The organism is Acinetobacter lwoffii (assembly GCF_024129435.1).
Classification (GTDB): domain Bacteria; phylum Pseudomonadota; class Gammaproteobacteria; order Pseudomonadales; family Moraxellaceae; genus Acinetobacter; species Acinetobacter lwoffii_F.
The window spans coordinates 82,965-104,163 of record NZ_JAMXXN010000002.1 but is presented as its reverse complement, the minus strand read 5'-3'; the positions used below and the strand labels follow the sequence as shown (position 1 = coordinate 104,163).

Genomic DNA, 21,199 nt, shown 5'->3' with positions numbered 1-21,199 from the left:
ATTTAATTAAAAGTGACCCGGACTTATGCTGTCTAAATTTTTTATCCACCGCCCGATCTTTGCTGGGGTACTGGCGATTGTTGTCATGGCAATCGGCTTGTTCGCAGTGATGAACCTGCCAGTGGAACGTTATCCGGACATTGCCCCGCCAAGGATAACGGTGGCAGCAACTTATAGCGGTGCTTCTGCAGAAACTGTGGAAGAAAGTGTGACTCAAGTGCTGGAACAGCAAATCAAAGGCATTGATCATCTGCTGTATTTCAGTTCGAGTAGTGATTCTTCAGGGCGCAGCCGGGTCAGTATTAGCTTTGAAAATGGCACCGACCCAGATACTGCACAGGTTCAGGTACAAAATGCGATTAATGGGGTACTAAACCGATTACCGGAAGATGTACAACGCCAAGGCGTTAATGTCTTTAAATCGCTCGGTGATACCCATATGGTGATCAGCCTGTATGATGAGTCGGGGCGCAGCAACAATATTGAACTTTCCGACTATCTGATGACCCATCTGGAACAGGACATTTCCCGGATTGAAGGCATTGGTGAGGTGGATGTTTTTGGTTCACAATATGCGATGCGGATCTGGCTGAATCCGGCAAAATTAAAACAATATAACCTGATGCCAAGTGATGTGCGTGCTGCGATTGAAGCCCAGAATACTCAGGTCGCTGCTGGTGCGATTGGTGATCTTCCAGCCATAGACGAGCAATACCTGAATGCCAAAGTTACTTCGGGTTCACGGCTAAAAACTGTAGAAGAATTCCAGAATATTATTGTCAAATCGGATCGTGCCGGCAGCTTTATTTATTTGAAAGATATTGCGCGGGTAGAACTGGGTGCTGAAAATTATCAGTCTTATAGTACCAATAATGGTTATCCATCAGCAGGTCTGGGTATTTCACTGGCCTCAGGGGCCAATGCCATTGCCACCTCTAATCTGATTAAGGCTGAAATTGCCCGTATTTCCCAGCAATTGCCTGAAGGCTATAAAATTGCTTACCCACGTGACAATACGCCTTTTGTACAAGAATCAATTAAAGAAGTGGTCAAAACCCTGATCGAAGCCGTGATTTTGGTCATCATTGTGATGTTCATTTTCTTGCAGAATTGGCGTGCCACTTTGATTCCTACCGTGACTGTTCCAGTGGTGATTTTGGGTACGATGGCGGTGCTGTATGCACTGGGTATGAGTATCAACACCTTAACCTTATTTGCGCTGGTTCTGGCGATCGGCCTGTTGGTGGATGATGCCATTGTTGTGGTAGAAAACGTCGAACGGCTGATGCATGAAAAGCAACTGTCCGCCAAGGATGCTGCCCTGGAATCCATGCAGGAAATTAGTGGAGCACTGATCGGGATTACACTGGTCTTAACCGCAGTCTTTATTCCCATGGCTTTCTTTGGTGGTTCGACTGGCGTGATCTATCGCCAATTTTCTATCACTTTGGTTGCGGCCATGTCGCTGTCCTTAATGGTGGCATTGATTCTAACCCCAGCATTGTGCGCGCTTATTCTAAAACCGAATCCTAAACCGGCAAAATGGGCATCCTGGTTTAACCAGAAACTGGATCATTTAAAACATCGTTATCTGAATTTGTCTAAACTCACGGTCCAGCGTCAGGCAATCTGTTTGCTGCTGTTTGCCGGATTGATCGGTGTGTTTGCGCTGTTCTATCGTGCCTTGCCGACCAGTTTCTTACCGAGTGAGGATCAGGGGATCTTAAGCTTGCAAATCAAATTGCAGGAAGGCGCTCCGATGAAAAATACCATTCAGATCGGTGAAGAAGTCCGTAAGTATTTTCTGGATCAGGAACAAGCTAATGTCAATCTGGTGATGATCCGTTATGGGCGAAATTTCTCTGGAACTGGTCAGAACCTCGCGACCGGTTTTGTAGCGTTGAAACATTGGGATGAGCGTTCCGGTCAGGACAATACTGCACAATCGATTCGTGAACGGGCTTTGAAGCATTTCCAGAGTAATCGCAATGCACAACTTAATGTGTCCATGCCAGCTTCAGTCAATGGTCTGGGACAAACCGATGGTCTGGATTTCTGGATTCGAGATATCAATGGCAATGGCCGGCAATATCTGGAACAGCAATTTAAAGCGCTGGAAGCTCGGGCGGGCAACTATACAAGCTTTGAAAATCTGGGCAAGCGTTCTAATCCTGACAAAGCAGAACTACGTGTCAATATTGATCAGAAACAGGCCATGGCCAACGGCCTGACTCAATCGGCAATCAACAGTACTTTATCCAGTGCTTGGGGCGGCAGTTATATCAATGACTTTATTGATCGTGGTCGGATTAAACGGGTGATTATGCAGGGTGATGCTGAATTCCGCTCTAAGCCGGAAGATCTGGCACAGTGGCATGTACGAAATGACCAAAATCAGATGGTGCCTTTCAGTAACTTCTCGCAAGTGGGCTGGAGTGGTGGTCCTGAAGTGGTCAACCGCTTTATGGGGTATACCGCATTGCAAATGGAAGCCGATCGGGCCAAAGACAGCAGTTCCGGCCAGGCCATGCAAGATGTGGAAGCTTTAATTGCCGAGCAGGAAGGGGTGGATGTGGTCTGGAGCGGTCTTTCTTTCGAGGAAAAACAGTCCAATAATCAGGCGATCTGGCTGTATCTGATTTCAATTGGTTTTATTTTTCTTTGTCTGGCGGCTTTATATGAAAGCTGGAGCATTCCAACCGCCGTGATGTCAGCTATTCCACTCGGGATTGGCGGCAATATTATTTTCAGTTATCTGGCTGGTTTCCCGAATGATATCTATTTCCAGATTGCCTTGCTGACTACCATTGGTCTGTCCTGTAAGAATGCCATTCTGATTGTGGAATTTGCTTCATTAGCGCAGCAACAAGGTAAATCGGTAGTAGAAGCCGCACTAGAAGGTGCGTCTTTACGTCTACGTCCAATTTTAATGACTTCTTTGGCCTTTGGCGCAGGGATTTTACCGCTGGTCTTTGCTACAGGCGCTGGTGCGGTGAGTCGTCAGGAAATTGGCGTGAGTGTATTTGGTGGTGTCATTTTTGGAACATTGCTGGTGCTGATTTTTATTCCATTTATGTATGTTTTAATTCGTCGACTCATCATCAAAAAATCGCGTGCTTAAAATAAAGGAAAACTCTAGAGCTGAAAAATCCCCGTTTATACGGGGATTTTTTTATCGCCAAAACTCGTCCAATGACTGGTTGCATTTTCAGCATGGTGTGAAAATTGCTATAAAAATCATCTATTCATACAAGAATGTGTCGTGAGAATGCATCTGATGGGGATTTTTATTCATGTTGTCACACTTTTTTATTTATCGACCTAAATTTGCAGCCGTCATCGCCATTATCATGATGGTATTAGGAATTTTTGCACTGCAAAAAATTCCGATTGAGCATATGCCGAATATGGACGCACCTGCGTTAGGGGTTTCTGCGGGGTATCGTGGTGCATCTGCGGAAACCGTTGAGCAATCGGTCACGCAAATTTTAGAACAAGCGGTAAAAGGCATTGAAGGTTTGGAAAGCTTTCAGTCCAACAGTAGCGTGGGACGTGCAAATCTGACCCTGTCGTTTGAGCAAGGCGTGGATCTCGATCAGGCACTGTTGCAAGTGCAAAATGCAGTCAATGGTGTGCTAAGTCGATTGCCTGAAGAAACCCAGCAAAATGGAGTGGCTGTTTATAAACAAGGTTATGATCAATTTGCCTTACTGAGTTTATATGATGAATCAGGGAAAGCGACACCTATAGAGCTTGCTGACTATTTAATGGTGCATGTCGAACCGCGTTTTTCCCGTATTGACGGAATGGGTGAAGTGGAGCTTTATGGCGCAGGCTATGCGATGCGCATTTGGCTCAATCCACATAAACTACGCCAATTTAATCTGATGCCGAGTGATATTCGCAATGCAGTCGAGGCACAAAATGCACCTCTTGTATCTGGTTCTATTGGTGGATTACCAACAGCACAAGATCAATACATGAATGCCAAGGTTAGTGCGGGATCACGTTTAAGTAGTATTCATGAATTTGAAAAAATTATTGTGAAGACAACAGATTCAGGTTCGGTCCTGTACTTGAAAGATGTCGCACGTGTTGAGTTGGGGGCAGAAAGTTATAACCATTTAAATTATACCAACGGTCATTTATCCGCTGCATTATCGATTCAATTGGCGCCACGGAGTAATGCGATTGCGGTTTCAGAGCAGATGCAAACGGTGTTGAAAAATGCCCAAGCCAATTTGCCTGCACATTATCAATTGCGTATGACCATGGACAGAACCCCATTCATTACCAGTTCAATTGAACAAGTCGCGAAAACTCTGGTTGAAGCGATGGTACTGGTGGTTTTGGTAATGTTTATCTTCCTGCAAAACTGGCGCGCCACTATTATTCCTGCAGTCACCATTCCGATTGTAGTTTTAGCCACATTTGCGGTGCTGTATGTACTGGGAATGAGCTTAAACAGTTTTACCTTGTTTGCCCTGATTTTGGCGATTGGTCTGTTGGTCGATGATGCCATTGTAGTCGTGGAAAACATTGAACGTTTGATGCATGAAGAACATTTGGATGCTCAGGCTGCAGCTTTAAAGTCAATGAAGGAAATTAGCGGTGCATTGATCGGGATTACTTTGGTCTTAACTGCTGTATTTATTCCCATGGCATTTTTTGGCAGTATGACAGGGGTCATCTATCGTCAGTTTTCCATCACGTTGGTCGTTGCAATGCTACTTTCTTTATTGGTGGCACTTATCATCACCCCTACATTTGCAGCGCAACTGCTAAAGCGTCAACCACATCAACCAAAATGGGCACAGCGTTTTAATCGTGGCATGGATAAGCTCACCATGCATTACCAAAAGCTTTCTGCACGTAGCATGCAGTTTAAAATGACGATGTTGGCTGTATTTAGTATATGTGTTTTAGGCTTTGGCTGGCTTTATAAAACCTTGCCCGAAGGGCTGATGCCAACGGAAGATATGGGCTTTGTCATGGGTCAAATTGTGATGCCGGGTAATGCACCACGTTCTGAGATAGAAAAAGTCGGGCGTGAAGTCCAAGACTATTTAATGCAGCATGAATCTGAGCGCATCCAAAGCATTGGGATTTGGTATAGCGGAAACAATGTTGGGGTTGGGCCTTATCGTGGTCAGCTCTTTGTCGTATTAAAGGACTGGGCAGCGCGTAAAAATCCTGAAGATACCGTCTTTGCTATTGTAGATCGTGCACAAAAGCACTTTGCCAATCATGCCAATGCCCAGATTTTCTTTATGGCGCCTTCTATGTCTAGTAATGGACGTGTGGTCGACTTTTGGTTACAAGATTTAGATTCACGGGGCAGCGAGTTTTTACAGCAATCCTTCTCTGAGATTGAAACCCGTGCCAAAGCAAAATCATCGATTGAATATTTACAACTTGATGTACCCAAAGAAAGTGCCGAGCTGAATATTAAACTGGATATAGAACGTTTACTCAAATATGCCGTACCTCAGCAAAGTTTTAACAGTACGTTGGCTGCGGCTTGGAGTGGTACCTATATCAATGACTTTATTGATCGTGGACAAATCAAACGGGTCATCATGCAAGGCGAAGCGGAGTTCCGTTCTAAACCTGAAGATTTGGCACATTGGCATGTCCGCAATAGCACAGGCGAAATGTTATCGTTTAATCAATTCACTACGCTAAATTGGCAAGGTGGACCGAATAGTATCAATCGTTATATGGGCTATAACGCCGTGCCTGTATATGCAGGTATTCCCAAAGATCAATTTTCGAGTCAAACCATGCAAGATGTTGAAGCTTTAGTCGATGAACAAGACGGAGTAAATTTGGCCTGGAGTGGAGCCGCCTTAGAAGAAAAACGTAGCAGTGGGCAAGCTATTTTCTTGTATCTAATTTCGATTGCCTTTATTTTCTTATGTTTAACGGCACTCTATGAAAGCTGGACGATACCTGCTGTGGTGTTGACCGCGATTCCTCTGGGCGTGGGAGGAAGTATTCTGTTCTGTGTCTGGTTTGGTTTTGCGAACGATATTTACTTTCATATCGCCTTGCTGACGACTATCGGTCTGTCCTGTAAAAATGCAATTTTGATTGTAGAGTTTGCTGCACAAGCAGAGCGGGCAGGTCATACTCCGGTTCAGGCCGCGATAATGGCTGCGGGCTTACGCTTGCGTCCTATTGTCATGACTTCCATTGCATTTGCAGCGGGCGTACTGCCTTTGATGTTTGCCACCGGTGTCAGTGCAATCAGCCGGCAGGAGATTGGCAGTAGTGTTTTTGGTGGGGTGCTATTTGCCACTGTCCTGGTACTGCTGTTTATTCCCTTTATGTATGTATTGATCCGTGGTCTGATGGTTAAAAAAACGGTTTCTAAATCAGTGGTGATAGAGCATCCATCTTTAGAAAGTGAACAAGCCTGACTCAGGCAGGCTTTTTTCTGGCTAAATATCGAGGAATTGATTTATACAAAAAATATCGTCATATTGCAGCATGATCATTAAAATTATTCACATGAAAAATTAGGATACATAGGGATCAGGACAAACATCTCTTGAATGCCAGACTTTTATAATGAGCTGCTTATGCCGACAATTTCAGAAAAAATCCAGCATATCCAACAACAATTACATTCTGAAAATCACGACATCGCTGTAGGTTTACTCAGTCAGCTGAATGTCGCCGATCAGGCGCGCATTTTAAGTCGTTTAGATGCTCGGCAACAGGCCCGAATTTTAAGGGAACTGAATGAACCAAGCTTGGTCTATGCTTTTATGCCCCTAGGGCAGCAGTTAAACGTGGCACAGCACTTATCTATTTCAGAACTTGTTCCCATTCTGGATGCAATGCCTTCTGATGATTTTGTCGATATTTATAAGCAGTTTTCGCCGCCGCTACAGCTGCAATTGATGAGCGCATTATCTGAAGAATCCCAGCAGACACTCAAAGATCTGGCCATCTATCCGGAAGGTACAGCGGGTGCCATGATGAGCTCACGTTTTGTGACGCTCTCACCCGATTTAACCATGGATGAAGCGATACAGGCTTTACGTGTGGTGGCCGCCGGGCAGGAAACCCTGTATTTGATTTATATTGTCGATGCAGAAAAACGGCTGATCGGTGTGATTTCCTTAAGGCAGATCATACAGGCCTTACCTGAGCTGAGCATTGCCGAGGTGATGCAAAGCGAAGTGATTTCTGCCCAAGTAACAGATGATCAGGAAATTGTGGCTAGAGCCTTGGCCTATTATGATTTTATTGCCCTACCTGTGGTTGATGCGCAGCAAAAACTCTTAGGGATTGTCACCTATGACGATGCTATGGACATTGTCGAAGCCGAAACTACGGAAGATATTTTAAAGTCGGGTGCAGTGACGCCGTTGACTGAAATGAGCCTTAAAACTGCCCCGATTTTGACCCTGTATCAGAAGCGGGTCTTTTGGCTGGTCATTCTGGTTTTTGGCAGTCTGCTCTCTGGAATCGGCATTGCACACTTTGAAGAGATCATTGCCGCACATATCGTGCTGGTATTTTTCTTGCCGCTTTTGGTGGGGAGTGGCGGGAATGCCGGTTCGCAATCAGCCACCTTGATGGTGCGTGCCTTGGCCACAGGCGATGTCGAATTTAAGGATTGGTTTAATTTGCTCAGTCGCGAATCTCTGGTGGCGCTGTGCTTAGGCGGCACTATGGCGATTGCGGTATCCATTCTGGGTTATATTCGGGGAGATATTATGGTAGCTGTGGTGCTGGCCATCAGTATGCTCGGGATTGTGTTGACGGGCTGCCTGATCGGCATGAGTCTGCCTTTTATTTTAAATAAACTCAAACTTGATCCTGCCAGTGCTTCGGCGCCGTTAGTGACTTCTATCTGCGATGCTACCGGTGTGATTCTGTATTTATTCGTTGCTTCCAAATTATTGTTTTAATTCACAGATTGATACATCAGCCTAGAAAAAATACTTTATGCTCAAGAAAATCAGCATTATTTCTGGAATAACTTATGCCTGAGTCTGGACAAAAACCAAAATTAAGCCAACAAGAGGTGATACGTCTGGAACGTGATCTGGCCAAGTTTGCCAATATGATGGACTCCGTGGTGCGTATTCCGTTTACCAAGCAAGGGGTGGGGGCAGACGCAGCTTTGAGTACGATTCCGGTTGCTGGAGATATTGCCGGTTTTGTATTGACCTGTTATGCCATTCATAAGGCCAAACAGATCGGGGTTCCGAGTGCCAAACTCAATCCGGTGATGAAAATGGCGGCGATCGATGCGGTAGTAGGATTTATTCCGGTGGCAGGCACGGTCTTTGATATTTTTATTCGGCCCAGTCGCAAAGCGCTCGATGTCGTGCACCTGCATATTCGCGAGGAATATCAGATTAATAGCGATCGACATGTGGTGCATCCATTTTTGCATGAAAGTCTGGAACGCAAACAACAGCAATCTGGATTCTGGCGCAATCCTGTGGTGGCCTGGATCTGGATTCATATTCCGGATATTTTAGGCACTTTATTCCTGATTTTATTTATCTTCGCGATCGGGTGGGGTGCTATGGCGCTGTATCAATGGTTCAGCCAATGATAGGTCAGCTAAAGAATAATTAAATCCAATAAAAAAGCCTGCAATTGCAGGCTTTTCTTGAATCAAAACTCAAGTTTTACTTAAGCACAATCAAGTTGTTGCAATGCAGCGACACGTTGTTCGATGCTTGGATGCGTCTGGAACAATGCAGCAAGGCTAAAGCCTTCTTCTTTACCCGCAGAAATCGCAAATGCTTTCATTTCTTTCGGCATGGCATCTGGCATTTCAGATTCTGCCTGTAAGCGCAGTAATGCTGAAATCATGGCTTGTTTACCTGCCAGACGTGCACCTGCTTCATCAGCACGGTATTCACGGTGACGAGAGAACCACATCACAATCGACGATGCCAAGATACCGAACACGATATCCAGCACAATAGTAATCACGAAATAGGCAATACCCGGGGCTTCACCTTCTTCACGACCAAAGACATTGCGGTCAATAAAATCACCTGCGACACGTGCGAAGAACATCACGAAGGCGTTCACAACACCTTGGATTAGTGCCAGAGTGACCATGTCACCATTGGCGACATGACCAATCTCATGCGCTAATACTGCACGAAGTTCGTCTTTGTTCATACGCTCAAGCAAGCCAGTTGATACCGCAACGAGAGCATCATTTTTGTTCCAGCCGGTGGCAAAGGCATTCGACTGGTAAGAAGGAAAAATACCTACTTCCGGCATTTTAATGCCTGCACGCTGAGAAAGTTGTGCAACTTCTTGGAGCAACCAGGCTTCAGCTTGGTTACGAGGTGCATTCGGGTCAATCAGTTCAGTACCCGTGGTCTTTTTCGCCATCCATTTAGACATGAACAGGGAAATCATTGAGCCGACCATACCGAACACAAAACAGATGACCAACAGGTTGCCTAGATTCAAGCCACCTGCGCCATGGTAACTACCGACACCGAAGAGTGACAAGATAATGCCAGCTACAACCAGTACCGCGAGGTTGGTTAGCAAGAACAAACCAATCCGCATCATTGAGAAATCCTCTTATTACAGAAAAATAATCTGATTATTAAATGTAAATCATTGAAATCAATATGCGGTGAAATTGGGAAGAATTCAAGGAAAAAATAGCATTTGGCTACAAAAAACACAGGATGTTTTTTGTGCAAATTAAAACATAGGTCTTTAAAAACAAAGCTGTTTAGGAATTATTCACTCAAATATATTTTTGCAGATGCTGATGCATTCGCGGTGGCATAAGAGCCTGCCGGTGCATCGGTGAAACTGCCATCCGCTTGAGCAATGATCTGACGCTGATATTTTGCAGCCTGAATATTGGAAGCTGTGGTGGTTTCAGTCGAATAATTTTCAGAACTGGCAATTACCCGGCCAGTATTAGAAGATGCTGTATAGGCAGCACTAGTATTGCCAATTCCTTGGGCATATAGGTTCTGATAACGGCTGCTGACACGACGGACATAGTCCTGAGTTTCACGAAACGGTGGCACGCCCTTATATTTGGCGACATTACCTTCACCGGCATTATAGCCGGCCAGTGCCAAGGTGGTATTGCCATTAAAACGTTTCAATAACCAGGCCAGATATTTGGCGCCTGCCATAATATTCTGTTGCGGGTCATAAGCGTTGCTGACATTAAAACGACGGGCAGTCGCCGGCATGAGTTGCATTAAGCCCTGTGCACCGACTGGAGAACGTGCCTGTACATTAAAACCGGATTCGGTATGCATCACGGCTTTAATCAAGCCTTCAGATACACCATAGGTTTGTGCTGCCTGACGGATGATCGAGTCATAGGCATTTTTATTTCTACTATAGCTAGGCAACACTGAAGCTTCACTCGAACCCCAGTTGCTATAACTGTGAATATTGCTGTCTGGATAATAAGTTTTCTTTTCTACCTGTAGATGATTATAGCGACTTTTCTTATTGGTCAGTAAAGTACTGCCATTACTGTCGCGTAACTGATAGATCGTTTGACCAGCATAAGCAAAATGACAACAGCTTGCCAATAGCAAACCACTGATCCCATAACGCCCCAAAACATGCACATTTATTTTCATTGTTTATATTAAGTAAACACAAGCGAGATAAATTTAATAAAGAGTTTAACAAAAAATTACGGAATGAAAAGACTTGTGCGCTGCATTTATAAACGAGTTTGTAAATGCAAGTCATTTTTTACATTTTAGCAGTAGAAAAAAAAATATGATTTAATTTAAAACCTTAGGCTTGACAGGGTTAACTGTTTGATTTTTATTAATAATTAAATTGATCAAAAAATGATCAATTTAAAGAAAAGCCTTATCTTTTGAGCCGGACAAGTTGTCAAGTCTGTTTCAATCCACAAAGTTATCCACAGCTTTTGTGGACAACTGTGGAAAAGTCCAAAAGATAAGCATCTTGACTAAAAAATGAATGCAATCGTTCAATATATCAATCTAAATAAAACATGAAAATGAAACTAATAAGACATTTTCATGAAAATAAATTCTTTTGATGCGATAGCGGTCCGAATCGGCTAAAATTGCGCGGTATTTTTTTTATGGGTTAATCTCGTCTATGTACTCGCCAGTTGAGTCCGAACAAGGATTTAATTTCAAACCTGAACTGCCAACAAGCTCAGCCTACTACCGTTTGTTGAAGAAGCTTCGCCGCCAGGTCGGACATGCCATTCGTGACTTCAAGATGATTGAAGAAGGCGATAAGGTCATGGTGTGTATTTCTGGTGGTAAAGACAGTTATACCCTGTTGGATATCCTGCTACAGTTCAAGCGTATCGCACCGATCAACTTCGATGTAGTGGCTGTGAATCTGGACCAGAAACAGCCAGGCTTCCCCGAAGATGTTCTACCACGTTATTTAGAAGAAAATAACATTCCGTATTACATTCTGGAAAAAGACACCTACAGCATTACCAAAAAGTTGACGCCTGAAGGCAAAACCTACTGTGCAGTCTGTTCGCGTTTGCGTCGTGGTTCTTTATACGGTTTTGCACAGGAAATTGGCGCGACCAAGGTTGCTTTAGGCCATCACCGTGATGATATCCTGGCGACTTTCTTCCTGAACCTGTTCCATGGCGGCAGCTTGAAAGCCATGCCACCAAAACTGTTGTCTTCAGACAAAAAGAACATTCTGATTCGTCCACTGGCCTATGTGGAAGAAAAAGACATCATCAAATATGCAGAAATGCGTCAATTTCCAATTATTCCATGTAATTTATGTGGCTCTCAGGACAACCTGCAGCGCGCAATTATCAATGACATGTTACGTGATTGGGATAAAGCACATCCAAAACGTCTGCATAGCATTTTTGGCGCATTGCAAAATGTTTCGCCATCACAGCTAGTCGATCGTGAATTATTTGATTTTGAAGTTCTGGATAGCCAGCGTGAATTCGACTTCAAAGGCGGTGATTCAACTGAAGAAGCGGTGGAAGGCGAGAACCGCCGGATCAATATGGTCAATCTGGGCTTTGCTGCAGACTAATTTTAGAACGTGTAGACATCAGCCTGCGGGTTGATGTCTGCTTATAAACATAAATAAAAATAGAACTACAAAAATTGAACGGCGCGTACAAAATTCGTTAGCCTTTGCGCTAATGATCATGATATAACAAAGCACAAGCATAATAGCTTCAACATGATGTCGTCTGGATAGTCGACACAAATGAACAAATAATTTGAGGAAAGATCATGCCTGCTTTTTTAACTGATGATTGGTTTTCAACTGTAGAAACTCTAACTGCGCAAGCTGGCGATTTGAATTTGCCACCAGCTTTGGCGAACCTTGCGATTAATTTGGTTGTAGCGGACACTACAGGTAATACTGAACTATCTTTAGATGGTGGGGCAATCAAGAAAGGTTTGTCTTCAAATGCCAAAACCACGCTGAATATGGATGGCGAAACTCTACGTAAAGTTTTCCTGGAGTTTGATATGGCGGCTGCGATGCAGGCCTTTATGACGGGTAAAATTAAAGTACAAGGTGATATGTCACAATTGATGGCACTTCAGACTGCAAAACCAAGTCAGGAACAAAAAGATTTGTTCAAGAAAGTGCTTGAAAATACCACAGCTTAATTCTGCTAAGACATTAACCTGAATGAAGACGAAAAAAGCTTATCCTGAGGTAAGCTTTTTTTATGGCATTTTGATTAACGCTAAGATTTCAGCTTAGATATTCACCAATTGCGGTGTAGTCTTGATATGCTCCAGATAAGCACGAATACGGGTTACATATTGCACCGCTTGACGGTAACGACCATTATTGGCCTTATTCTGATCCAGATAGGCATATAAGTTCACCCAGTTATTCGGGTTCTTGCCTTGCGACTGAATACGCTTTTGCAACTGATTCACTGCACCTGGGCCCATATTATAAGCCACTAGTGCAAACCAGTTTCGATCTGGAAAAGGAATATGATCATAGCGACTAAGCATTTGATCATAATACTTGGCGCCACCCTGAATGCTTTGAGCCGGATCGGTACGGTTACTCACACCCATGGCTTTGGCTGTACTGTTGGTCAGCATCATCAAACCACGCACACCCGTCGGAGAAACTGAATTCGGTTTCAGATAAGATTCCTGATAACCAATGGCCGCCAGTAAATGCCAATCCAGATCATACTGCTGAGCTGTCTGTTTAAAGCTCGCTTCATAGATCGGCAGACGGTTGTTCAAATCACGTTGAATGGTGGTCCAAGATTCCTCTTTCACCACATTCTGATTATAAAATGAAGCAAGCTGCTTGATGGCACCACTTTGTTTGCCTTTGCAGACAAAAGCACTGGCCGTCTGGCTCAAAGGATCTGTAGCAGATTTAAACACTAGATTTAAATTGGTATTCAAGCCATTACTTGACAGAATCGATTCATCGCCACAAGTGGCTGAGAACGACGTCAAACGCTTGTTTTCAATGGTGCGTATATCGGTAGTCGTCATAGCCAGATTGGCTTTACCCTGAGCAACCCATTGTAGTGCCGTATTATTATCAGGGACGATTTTAAAATCGAGCTTTACATTCAGATTGTTAGCATAGTTACGAACCAGATCATAACCGAAGCCATGTAGATGTTGTCCATCCTGAAATACGGTGGTCGGATTTTCAACCGCAACTACGGTCAACTTATTGCTATTGACCACATGATCAAACTGAAGTGTGGTCTTACTTGCATTGATACTGTGTAGGGGAATAAATGCAGTGCTCAGTACAAGTGCTTTCAAAGGGAGAGAAGAAATTACAGATCTTAGGCAAAGCCTCGACCCAGTGGATGAACTACTGTGCATGTTGTCTCCGCTACAAGTAATTTATGCCCTAAAAATCATAGCCAACAAAGCCAGAAATTTTAACAGTTTGATAAATTCAATAAGGGTTGGGCAGTCATGACGTCATTCAAAATGACAAGAGATTTAAAGATAATTATGTAGAAAAACTACATAGATTAAAAAGTAAGCATTTCCGGAAGTTGCTGGCATATTAATGATCTAAAAAACGATTGTCAAATTTTGTACACAAATTATTTTTTAAAATAATTTTAAGATATTGAAATATAAAGTTAATTTTTTTGAAATTTTGCCATTGTGTTAAAATGGTAAATAAAATAAGCTGTTTGTAAGTTAAAACACTGAAAATATGATCAGCAAGACGTATGAAATCCAACTTAATCACCCGTGCTGGACACGATAAATTGGTGGCAGAACTTAAGAATCTCTGGCATGAAGAACGTCCTGAAATTACCAAAAAAGTGAACTGGGCTGCCAGTCTCGGCGACCGTTCTGAAAACGCAGACTACCAATATAACAAGCAAATTTTAAGGAAAATTGATCGACGGGTCAGGTATCTCGGCAAGCGCCTCGAAGAACTGAAAATCATCGATTTTTCCCCGGAGCAAGAGGGCAAGGTCTATTTTGGTGCCTGGGTAGAAATTGAAAATGAAGAAGGTGAACAAAAAACTTTACGTATTGTCGGTGTAGATGAAATTTATGATCATCATCCGCAGCATATTTCGATCAGTTCACCGATGGCACGCGCGTTATTAGGCAAGCAGGTCAATGATGAAGCCGAGGTATTGACCCCCTCCGGCAAGAAACTTTGGTTCATCAATTCAATTCGTTATGAAAAGCCAGAAAATTCAGCAGATTAATGTAATTGATTTTATTTTGTGCAGTTGATGCAGTGAAAGCATAAAAATATTTGCCAAGCATGATTTTTGTTTATATCATGTCGGCCATGGAAGCGTGGCAGAGCGGTTTAATGCACCGGTCTTGAAAACCGACGAGGGTGTGAGTCCTCCGTGAGTTCGAATCTCACCGCTTCCGCCAAATTTTAAAAACCCAGTCAATTTGACTGGGTTTTTTTATGTCTGAATATTTTTTCAGTTGTTGATCCGCTTGATGCTGAATGTGGTTATTTCTCTCATTATTCTCTACTGAGTTAAATACAACTCAAGATCATTTCAAGATTCAAATCTTTGAATGAAAATGCCCAGGTTGGCTTTGATTTCGGATGATTTTTAGCTGAATAAGCCGCTTTTTATAGAAGTTTCGCTAAATTTTATTGCCAAAAATCTAATTTATTTATATGATGGCGGCCAAGGAAGCGTGGCAGAGCGGTTTAATGCACCGGTCTTGAAAACCGACGAGGGTGTGAGTCCTCCGTGAGTTCGAATCTCACCGCTTCCGCCAAATTTTTAAAACCCCAGTCGAAAGATTGGGGTTTTTCTTTTTAGGCTGCAGATATTGAATACTCAATTCCTCAGTCCTGAACTCAAGGCATAAAATCTTGAAAAATGGGCGTATCGGCCAAATATAGAGTCAGAGGCGCCAACGCGCTATCATACGCCCAAGCATCATATGGATTTCATTATGAAAATTGTCGCAGATGAAAATCTGGCATTTACCGATTATTTCTTTTCCGAATTTGGTGACATTCAACATTGTGCAGGGCGAACCTTAAGCGCAGATGATGTCAAAGATGCCGATAGCTTGCTGGTACGTTCAGTGACTCAGGTCAATGAAGTACTGCTACAGAATAGTTCGATCAAATTTGTGGGCAGTGCCACCATTGGTACAGATCATTTGGATATTGCTGCATTAGAACAACATGGGATTCAGTGGAGTAATGCAGCCGGCTGTAATGCGCAAGCAGTGGCTGAATATGTCATTACCGCATTATTGCAGGTACGTCCTGAATTACTCGATGCCAATACGACATTTACCCTGGGTATTGTCGGTTTGGGTAATGTCGGAACCCGACTGGCTTATATGGCGAAGCTCTTGGGCTGGCGCGTGATCGGTTGCGATCCTTTTGTGCAAAGAGAGCAGGTTGATCAAGTCGAATTTCATGAACTGCTGCAGCAGGCGGACGCCGTTTCAATTCATGTCCCTTTAACCAAAACAGGCATATATCCAACCTATCATTTATTTAATGCTACTGCGTTGGCAAAAATGCAGCCTGACGCGATCCTGATTAACTCAGCGCGTGGGCCAGTGATTGAAGAAACTGCCTTAATTCAAGATATTAAAGCGACACAACGCCCCGTAATTTTGGATGTTTTTGAACACGAACCGCTGATTTCAGCAGAACTTCTGGATCTGGTGACTTTGGTGACTCCGCATATTGCCGGCTATAGCCTGGAAGGCAAGGCACGTGGTACCCAGATGATTTACGAAGCTTTTTGTCAAACTTTCGGTTTTGCAGCCAATAAACAGTTTGAATCCCAGCTGCCTATCTGTGAGCAGTTTTTTCAGGGGCAGGATTTAAAAATGGCATTGCAACAGCATTTATCCCAAATTTATGATATTGCTCGTGATGATGCCAATCTACGTGCCTGTCTCAAAGAAAGGGTGGTGGATCAGCAGGCATTTGATCATTTACGTAAAACCTACCCACTACGTCGTGAGTGGGCAGCACACGGTGGGCCGAAGGCATGACAATGACGTATCAACCCACTTGTGACCTTCAAGCCATGCATGCGCGTGCGAATTTATATCGTCAAATCCGTCAGTTTTTCGCTGAGCGCGATGTCTTAGAGGTGGAAACACCGATTTTGTCTCAAGCCGGTGTGACCGATGTGCATTTAGCTTCGGTACAGGCACAGCGCTATGTGCTGGGTAAAGTGCATACACATTATTTGCACACCTCACCTGAATTTGCCATGAAGCGCTTATTGGCCAGTGGCTCTGGACCCATTTATCAAATCTGTAAAGTCTTCCGTGATGATGAACATGGGCGTAAGCACAATAGCGAATTCACCATGCTGGAATGGTATCGTCCGGGATTTAGTTTAAAAGATTTGATGTTTGAAGTATCTGATCTGTTGAATGTGACCTTGAAAGCACGTTTTGGCGAAATACGTCCGACCATTTTGAGTTATAAGCACGCGTTCATGGATCGTCTGGATCTCAATCCGCTTCAGGCAACTTTACAGGAATTGAAAGATTGCTGCCGCCGCGTTGGTCTTAATCTGGATCTGGGAAATGACTGTCTTGGCTATATCGACTTGTTATTTTCACATATGGTTGAACCGAGTCTGGGGTTTGATACCGCAGTATTCCTGACCGATTTCCCCCCTGAAATGGCTTCTTTGGCCAAAACCCGAATCGATGAAGAGGGTGAACTGGTCGCCGCACGTTTTGAGCTGTATATCGAAGGTTTAGAATTGGCCAATGCTTATGATGAACTGATTGATGCTGACGTATTACGTTCGCGCTTTGAGGCAGATAATGCTGAACGAGCCAAACTTAGCTTGCATGTCATGCCCATCGATGAATATTTACTGGCGGCTTTACCGAAGATGCCGGAATGTTCAGGGATTGCCTTGGGAATTGACCGTTTATTGATGATTGCAACTAATCAAATGAAACTGGAAAAGGTGATTACTTTTCCGGCAGATATTTCCTGATCCAGCGAATTAGATAGTTTTAATTCCTTTTTTGATAAAGAGAAATTAAGCTATAAAAAAAGCACCCGAAGGTGCTTTTTTTATTATTCAATTGTTGCGGTTTGTTGTGCTTTAAGCTCACCAAGTGCCTGAATCCGTCGTTCAATCAGCATTTCGCCAATATCCGGTCCCTGAATATCGGCAGGCAGGTCTTGTGCCTTGATGGCACGTACGGTCTGCATTGCATCAAGGACGTATTGGGCTTGTGGATAAGCACGATCTTCCAGACCTAGACGGCCACGTGAATCACATTCACACGCCTGAACAAAAGCTTCGACACGTTCAGGGCGACGTAACACATCCAGACGTTGCAATAATCGCCATAAGGTTCCCGGCTTAAGATTGAAGGCCTGATGGCATTTCAGATGCTCTTTGCACACAGCCAAAGCCAGCTGCTTGGTATACGTCGGCACTTTTAAACGGTCACACAGGTCATTCACTGGCTTGATGCCTCGCTCTTCATGCATGATATGTCGCGGTAATTCTTCAAGCGGCGTCAAAGCTTTTCCTAAGTCATGCACTAAAACGGCAAAACGTACATCCAGACTATAATTTTGACGACACGCCTGCTGCAAGGACATCATGGTGTGAATGCCGCAGTCAATTTCCGGATGATATTCAGGGCGCTGTGGAATGCCATATAAGGCATCAATCTCAGGGAAGAGTACCTTTAAAGCACCACATTGACGTAATACTTCAAAATACACATCAGCATGACGTTCCGATAATGCACGGGAAGTTTCTTTCCAGACGCGTTCCGGTGTCAATGCATTTAATTCACCGGTTTCAGTCAAGCGTTGCATTAACGCCAAAGTTTCATCGGCAATCACAAAACCTGCACTCGTATAACGGGCAGCAAAACGGGCTATTCGCAGTACGCGCAATGGATCTTCGATAAAGGCATCGGAAACATGACGTAGAATCCGGTTTTCCAAGTCCTGTTGACCACCATAGGGATCATAAACCTGGCCGGCATCATCCATGGCCATGGCATTAATGGTCAAATCGCGACGAATCAGATCCTGCTCCAGTGTAACGCTGACATCGGTATGAAACTCAAAACCATGATAACCGGCGCCAGATTTACGTTCGGTACGTGCCAGTGCGTATTCTTCTTTTGTTTGGGGATGTAGAAAAACAGGAAAATCTTTGCCTACGGGCTGATAGCCTAAGTCAAGCATTTGCGCGGGAGTTGCACCAACGACTACATAATCTTTTTCGTGATAGGGGTGTCCGAGCAAATGATCTCGAACTGCGCCGCCTACTAAATAAACTTGCATGAAAAAACCTCTATTCTTACAAGCATCATGCTACAGAATAGAGGTTTTCTCAAGTTAAGAAACGAGGCTGATGCGTCGTTATCTTGTCATCGGCTTAAAGTGCATCTTGTTCCGCTTGCTGGATTTCTGCAACAGTCAGTGCAGTCATGTTGATCACACGACGCGTGGTCGCAGTCGGTGTCAAGATGTGCACAGGTTTCGCAGCACCTAGAAGAATTGGACCAATCGTTACGTTGTTGCCTGAAGTTGCCTTTAACAGGTTAAACGAGATATTGGCAGCATCTAGATTCGGCATGATTAGCAAGTTTGCAGAGCCTTTGAAACGTGAATTCGGGAATGCAAACTGACGAATGTTTTCATCCAGAGCAGCATCACCGTGCATTTCACCTTCAACTTCCAGCTCAGGCGCGATTTCAGACAGGATGTCATATACCTTACGCATTTTTTGCGCGCTAGCATCATGCTGGTCTGAACCGAAACTTGAGTGAGACAGCAGGGCAATACGTGGTGTCATACCAAAACGGCGAACTTCTTCAGCGGCTAGAATGGTCATTTCAGCCAGCTGCTCAGCCGTTGGATTGGTGTTGACATAGGTATCGGCAATGAACAGGTTGCGGTCTTCAAGCATCAAGGCATTTAGGGTAAAGAAGGTGTTATGACCATCTTTCTTGCCAATGATATTGCTGACGAAGTCCAGGTGAATGTCATAGCTTGAATATGTACCACACAGCATACCGTCTGCCATACCATGTTTCACAAGCATGGCTGCGATCAGGGTAGAGCGGCGACGTGCTTCACGCTGTGCATATTCAGGTGTTACACCCTTGCGCTGCATAATGTTGTAGTAATCGTCTGCAAACATTTCATAGTTGGGGTTCTTTTCCTGATCAACAATCGTGATATTCACGCCATCTTCAAGACGCAGACCCAATTTTTTGATGTTGGCTTCAATGACAGCTGGACGGCCTACCAGAATCGGAATTGCCAAACCGTCATCTACCGCGATTTGAACTGCGCGAAGTACACGCAGGTCTTCACCTTCTGCATAAGCAATACGTTTAGGATCAGATTTAGCCTGTTCAAAGATTGGTTTCATCATGAATGCAGAGTTGTAGACAAACTCAGACAAACGTTGACGATAATGCGAGAAATCCGTGATTGGACGTGTTGCCACGCCAGAATCCATTGCTGCTTGTGCAACAGCAGGTGCGATTTCTAGAATCAAACGTTGATCCAGTGGGCCCGGAATCAGGTATTCACGGCCAAATGATGCCGATTTTTCACCATAAGTCGCCGCATCAGCTTCAACGTGTGCCATACGCGCGATCGCGTGGACACAGGCAATTTTCATTTCTTCGTTAATGGTGGTTGCGCCAACGTCCAGCGCACCACGGAAGATGTACGGGAAGCACAGTGCGTTATTCACCTGGTTCGGATAGTCAGAACGACCAGTCGCCATGATCACGTCATCACGAACTTCATGCGCATGTTCAGGCAGAATTTCTGGATCCGGGTTCGCCAAGGCAAAGATGATCGGATCTTCAGCCATGACCTTGACCATTTCTTTGGTCAAAATGCCCGCAGCAGAAAGACCAAGGAACATGTCTGCACCTGAAATCACGTCACCAAGCTGAGTAGCTTCAATGTCTTGTACATAGGCTTTCTTAGATTCATCCAGGCCTTCGCGATGTGTAGTCAGCAGACCGCGTGAATCGGCAACGATGATGTTCTCTTTTTTAGCACCCAGAGCGCAAAGCAGATTTAAACAAGACAGTGCAGCAGCACCCGCGCCTGAAGCCACGATCTTGATGTCTTCAATTTTTTTACCGTTGATTTGTAACGCGTTGAGGAGCGCAGAACCGACAATAATCGAAGTACCGTGCTGATCATCATGGAATACTGGAATATTCATGCGTTCACGCAATTTTTGCTCGATATAGAAACACTCTGGCGCCTTGATATCTTCAAGGTTAATCCCGCCGAAAGTCGGTTCTAATGCAGCGACAATATCCACAATTTTGTCTGGATCATTTTCAGCAATTTCGATATCGAATACATCAACGCCAGCAAATTTTTTGAATAATACGCCTTTACCTTCCATCACTGGTTTAGAGGCTAAAGGACCAATATTACCTAGGCCAAGCACGGCAGTACCGTTAGTCACGACAGCAACCAGGTTGCCACGAGCCGTATACAATGCAGCAGTTGAAGGATCGCGTTCAATCTCAAGACATGGTGCAGCTACGCCAGGCGAGTAAGCAAGGGCCAAGTCACGTTGGTTGACCAATTGTTTGCTTGGTGTAACGCTGATTTTTCCCGGGGTAGGAAATTCGTGATAATAAAGGGCCTGTTGCTTTAAAGATTGTTCGTCCATCAGTCTCTCGATCGTTGTAAAGATTACCCGGTCAGCGGGCAAAAA

At 44.1% G+C, this 21,199-nt stretch carries 14 protein-coding genes and 2 tRNA genes; 11 read left to right on the top strand and 5 right to left on the bottom strand.

Going from position 1 to position 21,199, the window contains the following annotated elements:
• Positions 1-25: 25 nt before the first annotated feature.
• The 4 genes from NI455_RS01765 to NI455_RS01750 all read left to right on the top strand — a co-directional run bounded on the left by NI455_RS01765 (position 26) and on the right by NI455_RS01750 (position 8,581).
• Positions 26-3,121, top strand: a complete 3,096-nt coding sequence (locus NI455_RS01765; RefSeq protein ID WP_253112122.1) for a multidrug efflux RND transporter permease subunit — start codon at positions 26-28, stop codon at positions 3,119-3,121.
• Positions 3,122-3,293: 172 nt separating this feature from the next.
• A complete protein-coding gene (locus NI455_RS01760; protein WP_253112120.1) occupies positions 3,294-6,422 on the top strand; it encodes an efflux RND transporter permease subunit in 3,129 nt (1,042 codons plus the stop codon).
• 162 nt (positions 6,423-6,584) lie between these two features.
• Complete coding sequence (gene mgtE / locus NI455_RS01755; RefSeq protein WP_253112118.1) at positions 6,585-7,925, top strand: magnesium transporter; 1,341 nt, start codon at positions 6,585-6,587, stop codon at positions 7,923-7,925.
• A 74-nt stretch (positions 7,926-7,999) separates the two neighbouring features.
• Positions 8,000-8,581 (top strand): DUF4112 domain-containing protein, encoded by a 582-nt coding sequence (locus NI455_RS01750; protein ID WP_247143075.1) that lies wholly within the window; start codon positions 8,000-8,002, stop codon positions 8,579-8,581.
• Positions 8,582-8,661: 80 nt separating this feature from the next.
• Here the strand turns inward: NI455_RS01750 and htpX are convergent, their stop codons facing one another.
• Together htpX and NI455_RS01740 are read right to left on the bottom strand one after the other, a co-directional pair.
• Entirely contained in the window at positions 8,662-9,567 is a 906-nt protein-coding gene (gene htpX / locus NI455_RS01745; RefSeq protein ID WP_004280540.1) for a protease HtpX, read from the bottom strand.
• 176 nt (positions 9,568-9,743) lie between these two features.
• A complete protein-coding gene (locus NI455_RS01740) occupies positions 9,744-10,616 on the bottom strand; it encodes a lytic transglycosylase domain-containing protein (protein WP_253112116.1) in 873 nt (290 codons plus the stop codon).
• A gap of 499 nt (positions 10,617-11,115) precedes the next feature.
• On the opposite strand from NI455_RS01740, the gene ttcA reads away from it, so the two are divergent.
• The gene (gene ttcA, locus NI455_RS01735) at positions 11,116-12,042 is read left to right on the top strand and encodes a tRNA 2-thiocytidine(32) synthetase TtcA (protein WP_004280538.1); all 927 of its coding nucleotides are present in this window, start codon (positions 11,116-11,118) and stop codon (positions 12,040-12,042) included.
• Between the two features lie 206 nt (positions 12,043-12,248).
• Complete coding sequence (locus NI455_RS01730) at positions 12,249-12,635, top strand: SCP2 sterol-binding domain-containing protein (protein WP_004280536.1); 387 nt, start codon at positions 12,249-12,251, stop codon at positions 12,633-12,635.
• A gap of 93 nt (positions 12,636-12,728) precedes the next feature.
• Here NI455_RS01730 and NI455_RS01725 read toward each other — a convergent pair whose 3' ends face one another.
• The gene (locus NI455_RS01725; RefSeq protein ID WP_153566826.1) at positions 12,729-13,844 is read right to left on the bottom strand and encodes an MltF family protein; all 1,116 of its coding nucleotides are present in this window, start codon (positions 13,842-13,844) and stop codon (positions 12,729-12,731) included.
• A 362-nt stretch (positions 13,845-14,206) separates the two neighbouring features.
• Between NI455_RS01725 and greB the strand changes: the two genes are divergently transcribed.
• The 5 genes from greB to epmA all read left to right on the top strand — a co-directional run bounded on the left by greB (position 14,207) and on the right by epmA (position 17,461).
• Positions 14,207-14,701: a transcription elongation factor GreB gene (gene greB / locus NI455_RS01720; RefSeq protein WP_253112113.1), complete on the top strand. Its 495-nt coding sequence runs from the start codon at positions 14,207-14,209 to the stop codon at positions 14,699-14,701.
• 88 nt (positions 14,702-14,789) lie between these two features.
• Positions 14,790-14,879 (top strand) — tRNA-Ser (locus tag NI455_RS01715).
• Between the two features lie 273 nt (positions 14,880-15,152).
• A tRNA-Ser gene (locus NI455_RS01710) sits at positions 15,153-15,242 on the top strand.
• A gap of 180 nt (positions 15,243-15,422) precedes the next feature.
• Positions 15,423-16,490 (top strand): 4-phosphoerythronate dehydrogenase, encoded by a 1,068-nt coding sequence (locus NI455_RS01705; RefSeq protein WP_253112111.1) that lies wholly within the window; start codon positions 15,423-15,425, stop codon positions 16,488-16,490.
• Entirely contained in the window at positions 16,487-17,461 is a 975-nt protein-coding gene (gene epmA, locus NI455_RS01700; protein WP_253112109.1) for an EF-P lysine aminoacylase EpmA, read from the top strand. The genes NI455_RS01705 and epmA overlap by 4 nt, the downstream gene beginning before the upstream one ends.
• A gap of 83 nt (positions 17,462-17,544) precedes the next feature.
• Here the strand turns inward: epmA and NI455_RS01695 are convergent, their stop codons facing one another.
• Together NI455_RS01695 and NI455_RS01690 are read right to left on the bottom strand one after the other, a co-directional pair.
• On the bottom strand, positions 17,545-18,780 hold the full coding sequence (locus NI455_RS01695; protein ID WP_253112107.1) for a multifunctional CCA addition/repair protein: 1,236 nt from the start codon (positions 18,778-18,780) through the stop codon (positions 17,545-17,547).
• 94 nt (positions 18,781-18,874) lie between these two features.
• The gene (locus NI455_RS01690; RefSeq protein WP_004645736.1) at positions 18,875-21,154 is read right to left on the bottom strand and encodes an NADP-dependent malic enzyme; all 2,280 of its coding nucleotides are present in this window, start codon (positions 21,152-21,154) and stop codon (positions 18,875-18,877) included.
• Positions 21,155-21,199 lie beyond the last annotated feature (45 nt).